The 17,172-nt window shown below is 68.7% G+C and carries 17 protein-coding genes; 5 read left to right on the forward strand and 12 right to left on the reverse strand.

Annotated elements, in window-relative coordinates; all coding sequences use genetic code 11:
• Nucleotides 1–43: 43 nt before the first annotated feature.
• Nucleotides 44–397 carry a hypothetical protein gene (locus tag ACFVIV_RS09925; RefSeq protein WP_379194500.1) on the reverse strand — a complete coding sequence of 118 codons (354 nt, stop codon included), beginning with the start codon at nucleotides 395–397 and terminating at the stop codon, nucleotides 44–46.
• An 18-nt stretch (nucleotides 398–415) separates the two neighbouring features.
• Entirely contained in the window at nucleotides 416–1,495 is a 1,080-nt protein-coding gene (locus ACFVIV_RS09930; protein WP_379194502.1) for a hypothetical protein, read from the reverse strand.
• 212 nt (nucleotides 1,496–1,707) lie between these two features.
• On the opposite strand from ACFVIV_RS09930, the gene ACFVIV_RS09935 reads away from it, so the two are divergent.
• Nucleotides 1,708–3,060 (forward strand): lipase family protein, encoded by a 1,353-nt coding sequence (locus ACFVIV_RS09935; RefSeq protein ID WP_379194504.1) that lies wholly within the window; start codon nucleotides 1,708–1,710, stop codon nucleotides 3,058–3,060.
• Nucleotides 3,061–3,142: 82 nt separating this feature from the next.
• On the opposite strand, the gene ACFVIV_RS09940 is transcribed toward ACFVIV_RS09935, so the two are convergent.
• The gene (locus ACFVIV_RS09940; RefSeq protein WP_379194506.1) at nucleotides 3,143–4,693 is read right to left on the reverse strand and encodes an acyl-CoA carboxylase subunit beta; all 1,551 of its coding nucleotides are present in this window, start codon (nucleotides 4,691–4,693) and stop codon (nucleotides 3,143–3,145) included.
• 171 nt (nucleotides 4,694–4,864) lie between these two features.
• On the opposite strand from ACFVIV_RS09940, the gene ACFVIV_RS09945 reads away from it, so the two are divergent.
• Nucleotides 4,865–6,232, forward strand: a complete 1,368-nt coding sequence (locus ACFVIV_RS09945; protein WP_379194945.1) for an ABC1 kinase family protein — start codon at nucleotides 4,865–4,867, stop codon at nucleotides 6,230–6,232.
• A 44-nt stretch (nucleotides 6,233–6,276) separates the two neighbouring features.
• On the opposite strand, the gene ACFVIV_RS09950 is transcribed toward ACFVIV_RS09945, so the two are convergent.
• The 9 genes from ACFVIV_RS09950 to ACFVIV_RS09990 form a co-directional block, all read right to left on the reverse strand.
• Complete coding sequence (locus ACFVIV_RS09950) at nucleotides 6,277–7,077, reverse strand: RNA polymerase sigma factor SigF (RefSeq protein WP_379194508.1); 801 nt, start codon at nucleotides 7,075–7,077, stop codon at nucleotides 6,277–6,279.
• Complete coding sequence (locus tag ACFVIV_RS09955; protein ID WP_379194510.1) at nucleotides 7,067–7,498, reverse strand: ATP-binding protein; 432 nt, start codon at nucleotides 7,496–7,498, stop codon at nucleotides 7,067–7,069. The genes ACFVIV_RS09950 and ACFVIV_RS09955 overlap by 11 nt, the downstream gene beginning before the upstream one ends.
• A gap of 140 nt (nucleotides 7,499–7,638) precedes the next feature.
• The gene (locus ACFVIV_RS09960; protein ID WP_379194512.1) at nucleotides 7,639–8,319 is read right to left on the reverse strand and encodes a PAS and ANTAR domain-containing protein; all 681 of its coding nucleotides are present in this window, start codon (nucleotides 8,317–8,319) and stop codon (nucleotides 7,639–7,641) included.
• Nucleotides 8,320–8,406: 87 nt separating this feature from the next.
• Nucleotides 8,407–8,823, reverse strand: coding sequence for an STAS domain-containing protein (locus tag ACFVIV_RS09965; RefSeq protein WP_379194514.1), 417 nt, complete (start codon nucleotides 8,821–8,823; stop codon nucleotides 8,407–8,409).
• 248 nt (nucleotides 8,824–9,071) lie between these two features.
• Nucleotides 9,072–9,896 (reverse strand): thioesterase family protein, encoded by an 825-nt coding sequence (locus ACFVIV_RS09970; RefSeq protein ID WP_379194947.1) that lies wholly within the window; start codon nucleotides 9,894–9,896, stop codon nucleotides 9,072–9,074.
• A 130-nt stretch (nucleotides 9,897–10,026) separates the two neighbouring features.
• The gene (locus tag ACFVIV_RS09975) at nucleotides 10,027–12,384 is read right to left on the reverse strand and encodes a phosphoketolase (protein WP_379194516.1); all 2,358 of its coding nucleotides are present in this window, start codon (nucleotides 12,382–12,384) and stop codon (nucleotides 10,027–10,029) included.
• Between the two features lie 16 nt (nucleotides 12,385–12,400).
• Complete coding sequence (locus ACFVIV_RS09980; protein WP_379194518.1) at nucleotides 12,401–12,970, reverse strand: hemerythrin domain-containing protein; 570 nt, start codon at nucleotides 12,968–12,970, stop codon at nucleotides 12,401–12,403.
• A gap of 73 nt (nucleotides 12,971–13,043) precedes the next feature.
• Nucleotides 13,044–13,298 (reverse strand): CsbD family protein, encoded by a 255-nt coding sequence (locus ACFVIV_RS09985; protein WP_379194520.1) that lies wholly within the window; start codon nucleotides 13,296–13,298, stop codon nucleotides 13,044–13,046.
• A gap of 86 nt (nucleotides 13,299–13,384) precedes the next feature.
• Complete coding sequence (locus ACFVIV_RS09990) at nucleotides 13,385–13,906, reverse strand: DUF6328 family protein (RefSeq protein WP_379194522.1); 522 nt, start codon at nucleotides 13,904–13,906, stop codon at nucleotides 13,385–13,387.
• 71 nt (nucleotides 13,907–13,977) lie between these two features.
• Here ACFVIV_RS09990 and ACFVIV_RS09995 point away from each other — a divergent pair, with 71 nt between their 5' ends.
• From ACFVIV_RS09995 to ACFVIV_RS10005, 3 genes are read left to right on the forward strand one after another with little or no spacing between them, the layout of a single operon-like run.
• Complete coding sequence (locus tag ACFVIV_RS09995; RefSeq protein ID WP_379194949.1) at nucleotides 13,978–15,495, forward strand: FAD-dependent oxidoreductase; 1,518 nt, start codon at nucleotides 13,978–13,980, stop codon at nucleotides 15,493–15,495.
• Between the two features lie 28 nt (nucleotides 15,496–15,523).
• A complete protein-coding gene (locus ACFVIV_RS10000; protein WP_379194951.1) occupies nucleotides 15,524–16,363 on the forward strand; it encodes a BON domain-containing protein in 840 nt (279 codons plus the stop codon).
• Nucleotides 16,364–16,369: 6 nt separating this feature from the next.
• A complete protein-coding gene (locus ACFVIV_RS10005; protein ID WP_379194524.1) occupies nucleotides 16,370–17,131 on the forward strand; it encodes a metallophosphoesterase in 762 nt (253 codons plus the stop codon).
• Nucleotides 17,132–17,172: the final 41 nt, after the last annotated feature.

Here is a 17,172-nt window from a genome sequence, read left to right on the forward strand (position 1 = left end):
AGGCACTCTGCCCCACCCCACCGACAAGTTCCAGCCGAGCGCCCTACACCACCTGCGGCGGCTCCGGATCGGTCGGCGGCGGATAGGGCGGGATCGGATCGGGGGTCGGGGTGGGCGGGACCGGGGACGGGCGGGGGTTCGGGTCCGGCGGGACGGGATCCGGGTGCGGCGCGGGCGGGACCGGATCCGGATCGGGTTCGGGCGGCACCGGTTCCGGCGGCGGGACGGGGCGGGTCAGGTGCGGGTCGGCGAACAGGTCCGGGTCGTCGTCGGCGGGCGGTTCCGGATTGCGCCATTCCTCGATGTGAGCGGTGTGGCCGCCGTGCAGCAGGTCGCGCAGATCGTGGGCCAGGTGATCGTCCTGGGCCGGACCGTGTTTGGTGTTACCTCGTTCCATTCCACTTCCTCCTGTCATTCATCGGAGCCGCAAGAGGGCGCCGACGCCCTCGGGCAGCGTGATCCGGCCGGTGACCGGCACGATGTCGCTGCCGCCCGCCAAAGCGGCCATCGGCACCGCCTCGTCGGCGCGGCGGACCCGGGCGGGGCCGGGGAGTTCTGCCGTGGTGGCGGCGATATCCGAACGGGAGTCGCCCGCGAACACCTCGCGATCGCCGAGTTCGCGGCCGTCGATGAGCAGGTGGGCGACGGCGGTGGCGCGCAGCGCCGTGGCGGTGGCGGCGAGGCCGCGGGTGGCGGCGCCGCCCGCGCGCGTGCACTCGGCCTCGTAGCGCTCGAGCACGGCCTTGCGGCGGATCCCGGCGGCCTCGGCGACGATCTTGCGGGCCTGCTCGTCGACTTCGTCACCGAAACCGTCGATCTCGACGCAGCGGCAGCGGCGCAGGACGGTGTAGCGGTCGTCCAGGACCACGCGCAGCGCCGAGCGGATGGCCGGATCACCGGCCAGCAGGATCAGGGTGGCGCCCACCCGGTCGGCGAGCGTGCAGACCGCCTCGGAGACGCTCTCGACGGTGTGGCGCACCAGGTTCCGGGCACGGTCGCGGCGCGGGCGGTGGGTTCTGGGGCCGCCGCGCACGCGGTGCACCGGGTTGACGACCACGTCCACGGTCCGGGCGAGGCGGTCCCCGTGGCAGGTCGTGGCGAGCAGGCGCGCCCCGGCGTCGTCGACCGTCACCAGGACATGGGGAACGCGCGGCGGGCGCTGCTCGAGCAGCGGCAGCACATGGGGCAGCGGCGACACCCGGACGATCTCCCGGGGCGGCGGCGCGGGCAGCGCATCGTCCACCACCACGGTTTCGGAGTCGGCGATCAGCGCGCGCCCGGAGCGCCCGGGCGCGGACGGCCCGGCGGCGACCGCAATGCCGACAGCGCCGATGACCTGATCGGAAGCGCCTGCCTCGGCTAGTTTCTGGCGAATGGATCGGTAGCCCAGTTCCACTTGCCGGACCGCGTCCTCGGTGTCGTGCGAGCTGTCGAAGTAGACCGAGGCGAACGGTCCGGTCCGACTGAGCAGTTCCCGGAGACTCGTTCGGACCATACAGATGGGTTACCCCCGCATCCCGGGGGCAATCAGGCCCCCGCGCGGCGCCGGAATCCGCCGCCCACCTGGGCTCCGGGTGAGCCGGTCTCGATGTGGTCACTACCGGAAGTGTCTCCGGTGTCGGCGCCTCGGCGCGCCATTAGGCTCGGAGAGTCCGAGATGAGGGGATGCCCGGAACACCGAGCCGTGGGGGTATTGTGCTCTTCTGCTTGCGAGTTGTCCTTGCCGCCTTGATATTCGGCTGCTTCGCCGGGCATGCGCAGGCCGACCCGCCCCAGCCCGGCCCGGGGCAGATCTCCGATCTGTCCGGCCTGCAGCGCTGGATCGAAGCGCACCTGCCCCCGCCCGCGCTGCCCGCCGCGCCGATGACCCCGCTCGTCGACGCCGGTGGACTGTCCCTCGAATTGGCCGCGCTGCGCGCCGCCACCATGCCCAGGACCATCGACGACGATTTCGTCGACGGCTGGCCGGAACTGCTCGCGGACTACGCGAACGGGAACGTCATCGCCTACCGCGATGTGACCGCGGCCGCCGAACAGGTGCTGCTGGTGCCCGCGCGGCAGGTGCTGCAATTGAAATTCCGCACCACCGACTCCCATGACGCGGCCTCCTACGCCGTGGCCACCCTGGTGATCCCGCACGGCGAGTGGCCCGGCGCGGGAACGCGTCCGGTGGTGGTGAACAATCTGCCCATCAACGGCCTCGGGCGCGACTGCAATCCGAGCTACAGCCTGGCGCGCGGCTGGGGCGAGGACAGCGATATCACCGACTACATTCCGCCCACCACCCAGCTGGCCATGTTGCGCGGCTACGCGGTGCTGATCACCGATCACGAAGGCCCGCGCATGGCCTACGCGGAACCGTATGTGGCCGGACACGCCGTCCTCGACAGCATCCGCGCGGTGCGCAATGCCCTGCCCGACGAGTTCGGCGACAGTCGATTCGGCATGATCGGCTATTCCGGCGGGGCGATCGCCACCCATGGCGCGGTCAAGCTGATGCCGGAGTACGCGCCCGAACTCGCCGATGTGGTGGTGGGCGCCGCCCTGGGCGGCGTGCCCGCCGATTTCGAGCTGCTGGCCGGGAGCATGAACGGAAATCTGGCGTCGGGGGTGTTCCTGGCCGCCACCTTCGCCATCGGCCGGGAGCGGCCGGAGATCCTGGATCGGATGAACGCGCTCGCGCAATGGATAGCCCTGATCATGAAGGATCAGTGCATCGATGTCTTCGCGCTCACCGGAATCTTCATGGTGCCCATCGATCTCGCCGCCGATTTCCCGAACCCGTTGCACAGCGCGCTGGCACAGGACATCTTCCGGGTCACGCGCATGGAGGGGAAGAGATCGCCGGTGCCGCTGTTCATCTACAACGGCGCGCAGGAGTTCTGGATACCGGCCGAGGGGGCGCGGAACTTCTATCGCGAGCAGTGCGCGATGGGCGCGAACGCGGTGTACCGAGATGTGTTCGGCGAGCACGTGATCGCGGCGCTCACCGGCTTTCCGGAGGCCGTGCTGTGGCTGGACGAGCGCTTGCGCGGGGAGCCCGCCGTCAGCGAATGCTGAAGGCCCCCAACCGATAACGCATCGAATGTGCGGGCGTCGAATGACCCGGCCCCCGCTGTCGCGGGAGCCGGGATCCGCTCGATCACATCGGGTAGAGATTGTGCTTGCGCGGATTCGGCTTGCGCACAGCGCCTTTGTCGCGCAGCAGGCGCAGCGCCTTGCGGATCTCCAGGCGGGTCGCCGACGGTTCGATGACCGCGTCGATGTACCCGCGCTCGGCCGCCGTCCACGGCGTCGCCACGGTGGCGTTGTAGAAGTCGATCATCTGCTGCTTGACCGTCTCGCGCTGCTCCGGCGGCGCCGCGGCCAGCTGCTTGCGGCCCACGATGGAGATCATGGACTCCGCGCCCATGACCGCCAGCCGCGCCGTCGGCCAGGCCAGGCTGACATCCGCGCCCAGCTGCTTGCAGCCCATGACCGCGTAGCCGCCGCCGAACGCCTTGCGGGTCACCACGGTCACCACCGGCACCGTGGCCTCGATGAGCGCGCGGAACATGCGGCCGCCGCGCTTGATGACGTGATTGCGCTCCTCGTCCACGCCGGGCAACACGCCCGGGGTGTCGACGACATAGACCAGCGGCACGTGGAACGCGTCGCAGATCCGGATGAAGTGGGCCGCCTTGTCCGAGCAGGCCGCGTCCAGCGCGCCGCCCAGGGCCATCGGCTGGTTGGCGATGACGCCGACCGGCGCGCCGTCCACCCGGGCGAAACCGGTGATGAGGTTCTGCGCGGTCTTCTCGCTGATCTCGTGGAAGGCGCCGTCGTCGAAGATGCGCAGCAGGATCTCGTGCATGTCGTAGCCGACCTTGTCCGAGTCCGGAATGATCTTGTCCAGCTGGCGGTCGGACTCGGTGAGCTCGGGCTCCAGGCCCGGATTGACGATCGGCGGCTGCTCCAGGCAGCTGGTCGGCAGGTAGCTGAGGTAGCTGCGGACCCAGTCGAAGGCGTCCTGCTCGGTCTTGGCGACGTGGTGCACGGTGCCGTTCTGCTCCAGTGCCCGCGCGCCGCCCAGCTCCTCGGCGGTCACCTCGGAGCCGGTGACGGCCTTGATGACCTCGGGACCGGTGACGAACATGTACGACTCTTCGGTCGCCACCAGGACATCCATATTGATGGGCCCGTACACCGAGCCCGCCGCGCATTTGCCGAGCATGACGGCCACCATGGGCACGTAGCCGGACAGGTCCTCCTGCAGCTTGCACATGAGCGCGTACCAGGCCAGCGAGGCGACGCCGTCCTGGATGCGGGCGCCGCCGGAGTCGTTGATGCAGACGACCGGGCAGGCGTTGTTGTAGGCGAAGTCCATGACGGCGCGCACCTTGCGGCCGAACATCTCCGACACCGAGCCGCCGTACACGGTCTGGTCGTGCGAGATCACCACGACCGGGCGGCCGTCGATGGTGCCGCGGCCGGTGACCACGCCGTCGCCGTAGAAGGCATTGGGCACGCCGGGCTGGCGCATGAGTGAGCCCATCTCGACGAAGCTCTTCGGGTCCAGCAGCATGTGCACCCGTTCCCGGGCGCTGGGGATGCCTTTCGCCGCTCGCTTCTGGATGCCACGCTCACCGGCAGGTTCTTCGGCGATCTCCAGGAGCTTGCGCAGTTCCGCCAGCTTTTCCGCTGTACCCGTCATTACTTCGGTCTTGCCTTTCCGCCTACGAATTGGTGCCGGATCGCGGCCCGACCATGCACGCTACCGTGCACTGCCCACTACGAACCAGTGAACGCCTCGGTAACCTGTGCCGCCCACCACAGTCGAACGCGTGGCACGGACGGAGATACACTGCCGCCCGTGAGCTCACCGATGACTGTGCGCGCAGGGTCGCCCGAGGTGATCCGACCGGACCTGGACACCTTCGGCTTCTCCGAGTGGCGGAGAACGGCGATCGTGGGTGCGGTGCTGGGCGGATCGGTCACCCGCAGCGTACTGCGCGGCGGGCTGCGACCGGCCAAACGCCGGCGAGCCGTGGCCGAGGGCGTGGTCGACGGCTTCGAGACGCTCGGCCCGATGTTCGTGAAGCTGGGGCAGCTGATCGCCTCGTCGCCGAAGGCGTTCCCCAGGGAACTGGCCGATGCCTGCCTGCGCTGCCTCGACGACGTGCCGCCGTTCCCGGCGACCGACGCGCGCGCCATTGTCGAGGCCGATCTCGGCAAGCCGATCTCCGAGCTGTTCCGCTCCTTCGACGACGAACCGCTGTCGGCGGCCTCGATCGCCCAGGTGCACGCGTGCGTGCTCGCCGACGGCCGGCCCGCGGTGGTGAAGGTGCAGCGGCCCGAGATCGCGCGGCGCATGATCGTGGATCTGCGCTCGGCCATGAAGCTGGCGCGGGCACTGGAGAAGCGCTCGGAGAACGCGCGCGTGGCCAATGCCCAGGCCGTGGTGCGCGACCTGTACGAGGCGACCGTCGCCGAGCTCAACTTCCTCATCGAGGCCGACAATCAGTCGCGGGCCCGGCAGAACCTGGTCGCCTTCGGCGACAACGCCAATGTCGCCATCCCCGAGGTGTATTGGGAGTACTGCGCGCCCCGCGTGCTGTGCATGGAACGCATGCGCGGCATGCCGCTGGACCGCTTCGACGATATCCGCGAGGTGCATCCCGAACCGGAGATGCTCATCCGCCGTCTGGTCAAGGCGTGGATGGAAAGCGTTGCGGTGCACGGCCTCTTCCACGGCGACGTGCACGCCGGCAATCTCTGGCTGCTCGACGACGGCCGCGTCGCCATGCTCGATTTCGGCATTGTCGGCCGCATGGAAACCGAATGGCGCGAGTTCGTCCGTTCGCTGTTCTACGCCAGCTCCATCGACGGCGACTTCCGCCCCGTCGCCCGCGCCCTGCGCAAACTCGATCTGGTCTCCGACGACAATGGCGACGACGCCACCATCGGCCGCCAGCTCGCCGTGGCCCTGGGCCCCGTCCTCTCCGGCAGCCTCGACAAACTCGACCTCGGCGTGGTCGCCGCCCGCCTCCTCGAATTCGGCAAGCGCCGCGGCGCCTCCGGCCCCGAACAACTCATGCTCATGGGCAAACAACTCGGCTACTTCGAGCGCTACGCCGTGGCCCTGGCCCCCGGCTGGAAACTCGGCAAGGACCTCTACCTCTTCCGCAATATCTTCCCCACCGAGGTAGCCGCCAAGCTCGCCGAGGACGGCACCGAACTCCCCGCCGACTAGCCCGGGCCGACGGCCCGCACGGCCGCCCGCCGCTGGCGGCCGGATCAGTCCTTCAGTGCTTGTTCGCGTAGCCAGGCGAGGGTTTTGGCGAGGATGCGGGAGACGTGCATCTGGGAGATACCGAGTTCTTCGGCGATCTGGGTTTGGGTTTTGGATTCGAAGAAGCGCATGACCAGGATGTGTTTTTCCCGGTCCGGGAGGTCCGCGATCAGAGGCTTGACGGCGAGGAATTCGTCGACGCGGTCGTAGCGGGGTTCGACGCTGCCGAGGACTTCCATGAGGGAGAGGGGGGTGTTCTCGCTGTCGTCGCCGGCTACGGCGTCCAGGGAGGCCATTTGGTAGGCGTTGCCGGCGATGAGGGCCTGGGTCACCTCGACGAGGTCGACGTCCATCTCCTCGGCGATCTCGCGGGCGCGGGGCAGGCGGCCCAGGCGCTGGGCCAGGCGTTCGATGGTGGCGCCGATGCCGAGCTGGATTTCCTTGGTGCGCCGGGGAACTCGCACGGCCCAGGTGTTGTCGCGGAAGTGGCGGCGGACCTCGCCCATGATGGTGGGGACGGCGAAGGACAGGAAGGAGGAGCCGCGGGTCACGTCGAAGCGGTCGACGGCTTGCACCAGGCCGATATCGGCGACCTGCAGCAGATCCTCGAAACTTTCGCCGCGGCCGGAGAAGCGGCGGGCGATATGGTCGGCCAGCGGCATGCAGCGGCCGATGAGACGTTCGCGCAGGGCCTCGCGCCGCGGATCGGCCGGATCGAGCTCGGCCAATTCCTTGAACAGCGGTTCTATATTGTCGTAACTGTCGCCTCGACTGCGCGAACGCCGGGGCTTGCGCTCATCCGTCATCGCCTTCACCCCGCATACGGCTGAATTCGACCACCGTGGGATATCCCCCGGATGCACGATCGAACGAGCCGGTGTGCGCGGTCAGCGATTCGGTGAGAGTCTGCAGCACGTGCCAGCCGAATCCGCCCTCGTCCAGGGCTTCGCTGTCGGCGGCGACGGCCGTGACCCGCACTCGCATCCGCTGTTCGTCGAAGTCGAAATCACAGTCCAGACAACTGCCGGGAACGGCGCCGACAATGAGGGCGGTCGCCACCTCGTCCAGCGCCACCCGCACATCGGTCACCTCGTCGAGCGCGAAATCGGCTATCAGAGCCACTGTTTCGGCCAGGGCGCGCAGCATGGTCAGCTGCCCCAGATCGGCCGGTATTCGAATACCGATAGCGCTCGTATCGGTCTTCTCCCGGGAAATCCACTCGGTCATGCGCCACTCCGCCAGTCCGTCACCGAGTCGCGGAGACGGAATACGCCACGCCCGGCCATTGTCCGATCCATTCCTTTTTCGCATGTCATTGGTCGCGGTACCCCCACCGATCACCCCGAAACACGCATCGGACCAGATTATTACGGCTGCGGCCGCTGATGCACCGTCAGCAGCAGATGATCGAACCGGGTCCGCAGCTCCACCGCCGCACCGCCCATGGCGGTGATCTCGGCGACGAGTTGGCTCGCCAAGGTGCGCAGTTTGGTGTTGGTCTCCTGCGAACGCCAGGTCAGCACCCGGAACGCCTGCTCGGAATTGATGCCGTAGACGAGCATGAGCGCGCCCTTGGCCTGTTCGATCACCGCCCGCGCCCGGTACAGCTCGGGCAGGGCATCGTCGAGGGTCTCCTGCCGGTGCTCGGCAAGAGTATCGGTCACATCGATGTAGTAGCCGGATGTCCCGACCACTCTGTTCTTTTCGTCAACCATGTGGTCACCCACCACAATGACGTGGTGCACCACTCCGCCTGTGTCGACGATGCGGTGCCGGCTGGAGAACGGTTCGCCGTTCTCCACGGCCCGTGCAAGGGAGGTGGCGACCTGCGCGCGATCCTCGGGATGTTTGTGCTCGAGGAGCAATTCCGTGGTGGGATGCACTGTTCCGGGTTCGTAGCCGTGTATGGCGGCCACTTCGTCGGACCATTCCCAGCGCTGGTCGTCGAACCAGAACCGGAAGGCGCCCACGGTTTGCGGGCGTCCGGATCCGATCACCTGTTCCAGCGCATCGGCCTCGCTCGCTGAGAGCTCACCACCTGTCGTCACCTGACGATTATCCGCTGTCGGGGGGATTCCGAGCAGCGGATCGGTGGGACCGAGATCGCCCCGGCCCCACCCGACCTCTGTCGGCAACTACGCCTCCAACGCATCCTGAACCGACGAGTAGAAACGGAACAACGGCCGCAGGCCCGTCACCTCGAGGACGCGCTCGACCTCTCGGCGACCGGCGACCACACGCAGATCGACCCCGTCCAGCGCGGCCCGTTCCTTGGCGGCGGCCAGCGCCGAGGCGCTGCCGATGCTCAGGAACCGGGTCGGGCGCAGGTCGACGACCACGGCCCGGAAACTGGATGTCACCGCCCGCTCCAATGCTGCGGAGAATTCCGGTAGTACAGCGGCGTCCAGTTCACCCTCGACCCGCACGATGAAGCACGTGGGCTCCCGGCTGCCGACCGGCGGCGGGTGACGGTCGCGATCACTCGGCTCGGATCCATTCACGTGGAGAGCTGCGGCAGCGACGCCGCGCTGTAGAACGGCAATAGCGGACATGACTAAACCTCTCGAAGAGGGGGCTTCCAGTTCCGCGCGAGAGCCTGTCGCCGATGAGGGCGAGACGGTACATCCGTCAGAATCGGCGATACCACGTGCTCTGCGCCCACTGTCGCGACGGCACCGTGCGCGAACCGGGTCGGCTGTAGTCTCAACCTGGTCACATTGTTCCACGTACCGGCTGATCTGTCACAAACACCACGTAAACCGATGCGACGCTTGCGCTTCGAACCGGCGTACCGGCGCGGTCAGAAGCGCGCGGCGACCGCGATGTCCAATTGCGCGCTGCTGATCTGCCGGCCGGCATTGGACACCGAGGTGACCATGGCGCTGGCGAAGGAGCCACGCCGGTCGAACAGCGTGGCCACGCCCACCGCGATGCCGTGCTCACTGAGATGACTGTCGGCCTCCACGCCGATCTCCGGCCCCTCGGGCATGCGGGCCAGGGCGAGGGTCATATCGGTATTGATGAATCCGATGCCGGCATCGCCCCAGTTGGTCATCATGCTGGTCGCCTCGCCGACCAGGGCGGCCCGCACGAACGGTGACAGCTCCTCCCCCGTCACCACGCGAATCGGGTTCTGCCAGGTGCGTTTCCGGCTGCTGTTGTCGTGATCGGTCGGCCGCAGCGACCAGCCTTCGGCGCTGCCGTCGCTGTCGAACAGCGGCGGCCGCAGTTCGGTCCAGGGCGGCGCGACCTCCGGCGACGGCGGCTGCGGTTCGCGGTCGCGCCGCCACAGCTGCCCCGGTGGCTGCTCGGCGGGCCGCAGCAGCACCGCCGAGGCGCGCGCGGCCACCGTCCCGTCCTGTACCACGGTCACATCGGCGACGCGGATCCGATTGCCGTCGCGCACCCGCAGGGTCGGGGTGGCGGTGCGCCGGAAGCGGGCCGCGCTGAACATGTCCACGGTCAGCCGCACCGGCACGAATCCCTCGGTGGCGTGCTCGAGTTCGAGTTGCCGCGCCATCAGCCCGCACAGGGCGGGCCCGACCACCTGCTCCGACGACCACTGACTGGCCGCGGTCGCCGTCGGCTCGAAGCCGCCGTCCACCACATCGAAATACGCCGGCATGTCCGCCACGGTCCACGGCTCCGTTCGGTCCAGGTTGATCAATCCACTGATCCCAGACGTAACACACCGCGAGAACCGGTATCAATATCGGGTCTTGCGAGCGGCCGGTGGCATTTCCCACACCCGGGGGCTACAGCTGCCCCTTTCCCCAGCTCCAGTCGCTGACGATCGGCAGGTCGACACCGGTGCGCTCGGCGTGCGCGGTGTTCTCGTCGAGCATGCCGAGCAGCCGGTCGCGCAGGCGGTCGAACCGGCCCGCGACCCGCGGCACGTGTTCCAGTACGGCGATCGCCAGCTGGTAGCGGTCGATGCCGTTGAGCGCGCACATCTGGAACGGCGTCGTGGTGGTGCCCTTGTCGCGGAAGCCGCGGACATGCAGGCGCTGGTGACCGGGCCTGCGGTAGGTGAGCTGGTGGATCAGCCACGGGTAGCCGTGGAAGGCGAAGATCACCGGTTTGGTGCCGGTGAAGATCTCGCGGTAATCCTGGTCCGGCAGGCCGTGCGGGTGCCGGTCGGGCGAGGCCAGCCGGGCCAGATCGACCACATTGACCACCCGCACGGCCAGGTCCGGGGTGAGCTCGCGCAGCAGCGCGGCCGCGGCCAGGGCCTCCTGGGTGGGCACGTCACCCGCACAGGCCAGCACCGCGTCGGTGCCGCTGAGGGTGTCGTTGCTCGCCCAGTCCCACACGCCGAGCCCGCGCGCGCAGTGCTCGGCGGCCGCGCGGTCGTCGAGGTATTGCAGGGCGGACTGCTTGCCCGCCACCACGGCATTGACCCGCCCGCGCGTGCCCAGGCAGTGCCGGAACACGTGCAGCAGGCAGTTGGCGTCCGGCGGCAGATACACCCGGCTCACCTCGGGACGCTTGCTCAGCACGTGATCGATGAACCCGGGATCCTGATGCGAGGCCCCATTGTGATCCTGCCGCCACACATGCGAGGTGATGAGGTAATTGAGGCTGGGAATAGTTGCCCGCCAGGGGTATTCGGCGGCGCCGACGAGCCATTTGGCATGCTGCACCACCATGGAGTCGACAATGTGGGCGAATGCCTCGTAGCTGGAGAACACGCCGTGCCGGCCGGTGAGCAGATAGCCTTCCAGCCAGCCCTGGCACAGATGTTCGGACAGCACCTCGAAAACCCGTCCGTCACAGGACAATCGGTCGTCGCCGGGCCGGCGGACCTCCTGCCAGCGGCGGCCGGTCACCTCCAGGATCGAATCCAGGCGATTGGAGGTGTGCTCGTCGGGGGCGAAGAAGAGCAGATCCCGCGGGTTGGCGACCAGGGTGTCGCGCAGGAATCTCCCCAGGACGCGGGTCGACTCCTCGTGCGTCACAGCGGGTTCGGAGATCGAGAGCGTGTACCCGCCCACGTCCGGCAGCCGCAGATCGACGCTGTCACGCCCGTGGGCCACCGGATTGGCGCTCATCCGCAGCTCGCCGTCGGGATGCAGGTCGCGCACCCGCGGCACGGGCGCCCCGGAGTCGTCGAAGAGTTCCTCCGGCCGGTAGGATCGCAGCCATTTCTCCAGCAGCGCACGGTGTTCCGCATGCTCCCGCACCCCGCTCAACGGCACCTGATGCGACCGCCAGGTGTTCTCGATCGGCACGCCGTCGGCCGCCCGCGGCCCGGTCCAGCCCTTGGGGGTCGACAGGATGATCATCGGCAGCCGCGGCGGCCGCTGCTCGCCCCGGATCTCCGCTATCCGCCGCATGGCGTGATCCAGTGCGGCCGCGTACTTTTCGTGCACCTCGAACGGTTCGCTGCCGGATACCAGCAGCGGCTCCCAGCCGTATCCGGTCAGCATGGCGATCAGATCCTCGACCGGGATCCGGGACAGCAGCGTCGGATTGGCGATCTTGTATCCGTTCAGGTGCAGGATGGGCAGCACCGCGCCGTCGGTGCGGGGGTCGAGGAACGAGGGGGCGTGCCAGCTGGTGGCCAGCGGACCGGTCTCCGCCTCGCCGTCGCCGATCAGGCACGCCACGATCAGTTCCGGATTGTCCAGCGCCGCACCGGTGGCATGCGCCAGCGCATAGCCCAGCTCACCGCCCTCGTGCATGGAACCGGGCAGATACGGTGCGGCATGGCTGGGGACGCCGCCCGGAAAGGAGAACTGCCGGAACAGTTCTCGCAGGCCCGCCAGATCGGCGCTCACCTCGGGGTGGAACTCGCTGTAGGCGCCTTCCAGCCACGCCGCCGCGTTCAAACCGGCGGCGCCGTGCCCGGGTCCGCAGACCAGCAGCACGGGTGTGCCCTCGCGCATGATCACGCGATTGAGGTGGGCGTAGGTGAGGGTGATGCCGGGCACGGTGCCCCAGTGCCCGAGCAGCCGCGCCTTCAGGTGCGCGGGCTGCAGCGGTTCGGTCAGCAGCGGGTTGTCCAGCAGATAGATCTGGCCCGCGGACAGATAGTTGGCGGCGCGCCACCAGGCGTCCAGCGCGCCCAATCCCGGTGCGGCGCCGCGTTCGAAGGCGAGGGCGGAGGTCATGGCCGGCTCCCGGGCCTCAGCCGTCGGCGCTCTGCCGCCGCCAGTCGCGGATGGCATCGCGGACGCGGTCGAACAGGGCCAGCGGCGGTCCGGCCACCGCATTCGCGAGCGCGGACTCACCGGTCCCGGGATGGGGCCGGGTCGGCGCCACCGACTCGGCGATCCGCACCGCCGTGGCGAGACTGGTGCGCTCGGCCGGTGTTGCGTGCTGCAGCAGCATGCCGAACTCCTCCTTCTCCTCCATCTCGGCGTGCTCGATGACCTGTTCGGCGAATGCGCGGAACTTCCGGTCGAAATCGATGTGCTCCGCGCCGAGGTCGTGGAGTTCGGCCAGCGCGGCCTTGGCCTGCTCCTCTTCCCGCAGCCGGGCGTCGATGACCGCATCGGCGACATACAGCCGCCGCGAGGCCGGGTGCACCACTTCCTCCTCGGCGCTCTCGTGCACGGCCAGCAGCCGGACGAGGTCCTCGAACGGCTCTTGCTTGGCCGCTCCGGGCGAAATGTTCACCTGCTCGATGAGCGAGCGAATCTGATTGTGCTGCGCCATCAATAGTTCGACGACGTCCTGCTCTGGTGCTGTAGACATGGAATTGCTTCCTCCCGCATGGGGCAATTGCCCGGCGAGACTCTCGCCGGGCAATCCATTGCTCGAGGGGTTGTCAGTCGTCCTGACCCCGTTGATATGCCTTCTGGCGCTGTTCCTGGGCCGCCGCTTCGGCACGTTCCTTTTCGGCCTGAGCCTCTCGCTTGGCAGCATCGCGCTGGCTTTGGGCGCGATCCTGCTGCACGCGACCCTCGTCGCGCAGATCCTCATTTCCGAAAACAGTGCCGGCGGCTTCCTTGGCCTTGCCCTTGGCGCCTTCCACTGTGCCTTCGAAGCCCTCGCGGAAACCGCTCTTCTCGCGCTCGGACAAGAGATTCACCTCCATGGTGTCGGTGTTTTACCTGACAGTCCGGCGATACCCGGGAGCACCTCCCTGAAACACGCGTGATCCGAATCTCATTGCGGCTCATGGGAATCCGACGCCTCGGTACGCTGCTTCCACGGGTGCGCGACCCAGACGAGCGCGAACAGCACCGCGAAGCCGATGCCCGCGATCACACCCGCCGTGGCGCCGGCGACCACATGGAAAATGAGCACCGCCACGCAGATGAGCGCCACTCCGAGCAGCGTCAGGCCCGCAATGGCGAACCGGTGCGCGGCGAGCACCACATCATCGAGACGATGCCGGCGGAACAGAATTCGATGGGCCGATACCGGACCCACCAGAAATACGGTCGCGCCGATACAGGCCGCGACCGTCACCAGATACAGCACCCGCAGCCCGTCGGACAATGTCTCGAAACGCGGCTGGAACGGCAGGATCAACAGGAAACCGGTGAGCAATTGCACTCCGGTCTGTACTACCCGGGTTTCCTGAATCAGGCTGGCCCAATTGCGGTCCAGGCGTTCCGCTTCGGTTTCGTTCCTGGCCCGGGAGCCGCCGGGCATGCCGGGCAGCTCGCCTGTCTTCGGGTTCATACGGTGGCCCTACCCTTCATACGGTGGCCTTACCCGTGTTTCACCCGGCCATGCCAGGCAATCCGGACCATATGACGTCATTCTGGATGCACGATTTCCATCCGCCCGCCCGGCCGCCGGTGCAACCGGGCCTGCGCTTCGACACGGTGGTTGTCGGCGGCGGGCTCACCGGCCTGGTGACCGCGCTGCTATTGGCCGAACAGGGCGCCGAGGTGGCGGTGCTGGAGGCGGTCCGGCTGGGCTCGGTCACCACCGGCAACACCACCGGCAAGGTGAGCCTGCTGCAGGGCACCCGCGCCTCGCGCATCCTGGGGCGGCATTCCGAGCCGGTGCTGCGCGACTACGTGCGCGCCAACCTCGACGGCCAGCAGTGGCTGCTGCGCTACTGCGCCGAGCACGATATCGGCGTCCAGCGCGCGCCGGCGCTGACCTTCGCCCAGGGCGAGGCGGCGGTGCCGAAGGTGCGGGCCGAGCTCGACGCCACCCGGGCGGCCGGGCTGCCCACCCGCTTCGTCGAGGATCTGGAGGTGCCGTTCCCGCATTTCGGCGCGGTGCGGCTCGATGATCAGGCGCAGTTGCACGCCATCGAGCTGGTGGCCGCGCTGGCGCGCGATCTGGACGCGCGCGGCGTGCCGATCTTCGAGGGCACCCGGGTGCGCGGGATGCGGCAGGCGGGGCCGGACCGGATCCTGCTGACCCCGCACGGAGATCTGCACGCGCGCACCGTGATTCTCGCGACCGGCACGCCCGTGCTGGACCGCGGCGGCTTCTTCGCCCGGCTCACCGCGCAGCGCTCCTACGCCGCGGTGTTCGAGGTGCCCGGCCCGTTCCCGCACGAGATGCTCATCAGCGCCGACGAGCCGACCCGCTCGCTGCGCTCCGTGCCCTCACCGCGCGGGGATCTGCTGCTGGTCGGCGGTTACGGCCACGAGGTCGGCCGCGATCACGCCGGGCAGCACGCCGAGGACCTGGTGGCCTGGACCCAGCGCACGTTCCCGGGCGCGCAACCGCTGTTCCAGTGGTCCGCCCAGGACTACTACCCGGTGGGCGAGCTGCCGTACGCGGGACCGCTGCTGCCCTGGCAGCACAATGTCTTCGTCGCCACCGGCTATGCCAAGTGGGGACTGACCAATGCGGTCGCCGCGGCCCATGTCCTCGTCGGCACGATCACCGGCAAGCAACCGGACTGGGCGCCGGTCTTCGCCACCTGGAACGCCCGCGATCTCGGCTCCCCCGCGGCCATCCTGCGCACCAATGGCCCGGTGGCCCTGCACATGTCGGCCGGATGGCTGGGCTTCGCGGTGCGCGACGCCTTCCGCGGCCCCGGCGCGCCCGCCGAGGGCGAGGGCCGCGTGGAACGGCACGGCCTGGAGCCGACGGCGGTGTGCACGGTCGGCGGCCGCACCCGCGCGGTCTCGGCGGTCTGCCCGCATCTGGGTGGCATCCTGCGCTGGAACCGCGCCGAGCAGTCCTGGGACTGCCCGCTGCACGGCTCGCGCTTCGGCTACGACGGCACCCTGCTGGAGGGCCCGGCCACGCGCTCGCTGCCGGCCGAACCGGGAAGCGGAACGGCCGATGAACGCGGTTAGGTCGGCCGATCACGGGTACGCCTCCAGCATGGTCCGCACCATCGACCGCCTGCTGGACACGCTGACCCGCGTCGTGAACACCCTGCTGGACAATGAGATTCCCTTCGCGGTCGGCGGTGGCTGCGCGGTCTACGCGCGCGGCGGCCCGGCCTCCGAACACGATGTGGACATCTTCCTCAAACCCGCCGACGCCCACCGGGCCCGCGCCGTGCTGGCGCAGGCGGGCCTGCGGCCGGTGGATCCGGCCGAGGACTGGCTGACCAAGGTCTACGACGGCGAGACCCTGGTGGATCTGATCTTCCGGCCCAACTACCGCGCCGTCACCGACGATATGCTCGGCCGCGCCGGTTGGCTGCGCATCGGGCCCACCGCGGCGCCGGTCATCAGCGGCACCGACCTCATGGTGGACAAGCTGATGGTGCTCGACCCGCACCGCCTGGACTTCACCCGCCTGCTGGACATCGCGCGGGGACTGCGCGAGCAGGTGGACTGGGCGCAGGTGCGCACCGAGACCGAGATGTCACCGTACGCGCGGGCCTTTCTGGGCCTGCTCGACGATCTGGGCATCAGCGAGGACAGGAGCGAGGATATGAAACGCGATCCCGCCGAACGAACCGAGGAGATCCTGCCGCAGTATCTGGTGGCCAATCTGCGCCGGGCCTTCGCCGAGGACCCGCGCACCGCCGAACTCGGTGTGCAGGTGACGATTCGCGGCGATGTGGTGGTGCTCAGCGGCGAGGTCGCCAGCGCCGCGCGGCGCGATCAGCTGGCGGCCATGGTGCGCGAGCACGCCCCGAAACTGCGGGTGCACAACGATGTCCGGGTGGTGGCGCCCGCCGCGCCGGGCGATCGCGAGGAATTGAGCTGACGCCGCATGAACGTGGAAAACGCTGCGGCAACAAAAGATACCGACCGGAAAGTGCGGATAGCGGCGGTCGGCGATGTGCACCTGGGGGCCGACGCCGCCGGATCGCTGCGGCCGGCTCTGGAGGAGTTGCCCGGCTGCGCCGATGTGCTGCTGCTGGCCGGGGACCTCACCCGGCACGGCACCGTGGACGAAGCACAGGTGGTGGCCGCGGAATTCAGCGACGTGGGCGTCCCGGTAATCGCCGTATTGGGCAATCACGATCATCACAGTGATGCCGCCGACAAAATGTCGGCGGTGCTCACCGAGCACGGCATCACCGTGCTGGAGGGCTCCGCCACCACCATCGCCGTCAATGGGCTGACCCTCGGCGTCGCCGGCACCAAGGGTTTCGGCGGCGGTTTCGCCGGTAAATGCGCAAGCGTTTTCGGCGAACGCCAGATGCGCGAATTCGCCTCGCACACGGTGGACCTGGCAACCGCGCTGTACGACGCGCTGGCGGGCCTGCTCTCGGATGTGACGGTCGCGCTCACCCACTACTCCCCCGTCAGCGACACCCTGCACGGCGAGCCCCGCGAGATCTACCCCTTCCTGGGCTCCTACCTGCTCGGGGAGGCCATCGACGGGTGCGCGGTCGATCTCGCCGTGCACGGCCACGCCCACCACGGCGAGGAACGCGGAACCACGCCCGGCGGTATTCGGGTGCGAAATGTGGCACAACCGGTAATACGTTCGGCCTTCGCGGTATACGAGCTGCATCCCGATTCTTGATTGGCACGTTCCGGTCCGGGTATTCGACTGTTATCGGCTCC

This window comes from Nocardia sp. NPDC127526 (genome assembly GCF_042672265.1).
GTDB lineage: Bacteria > Actinomycetota > Actinomycetes > Mycobacteriales > Mycobacteriaceae > Nocardia.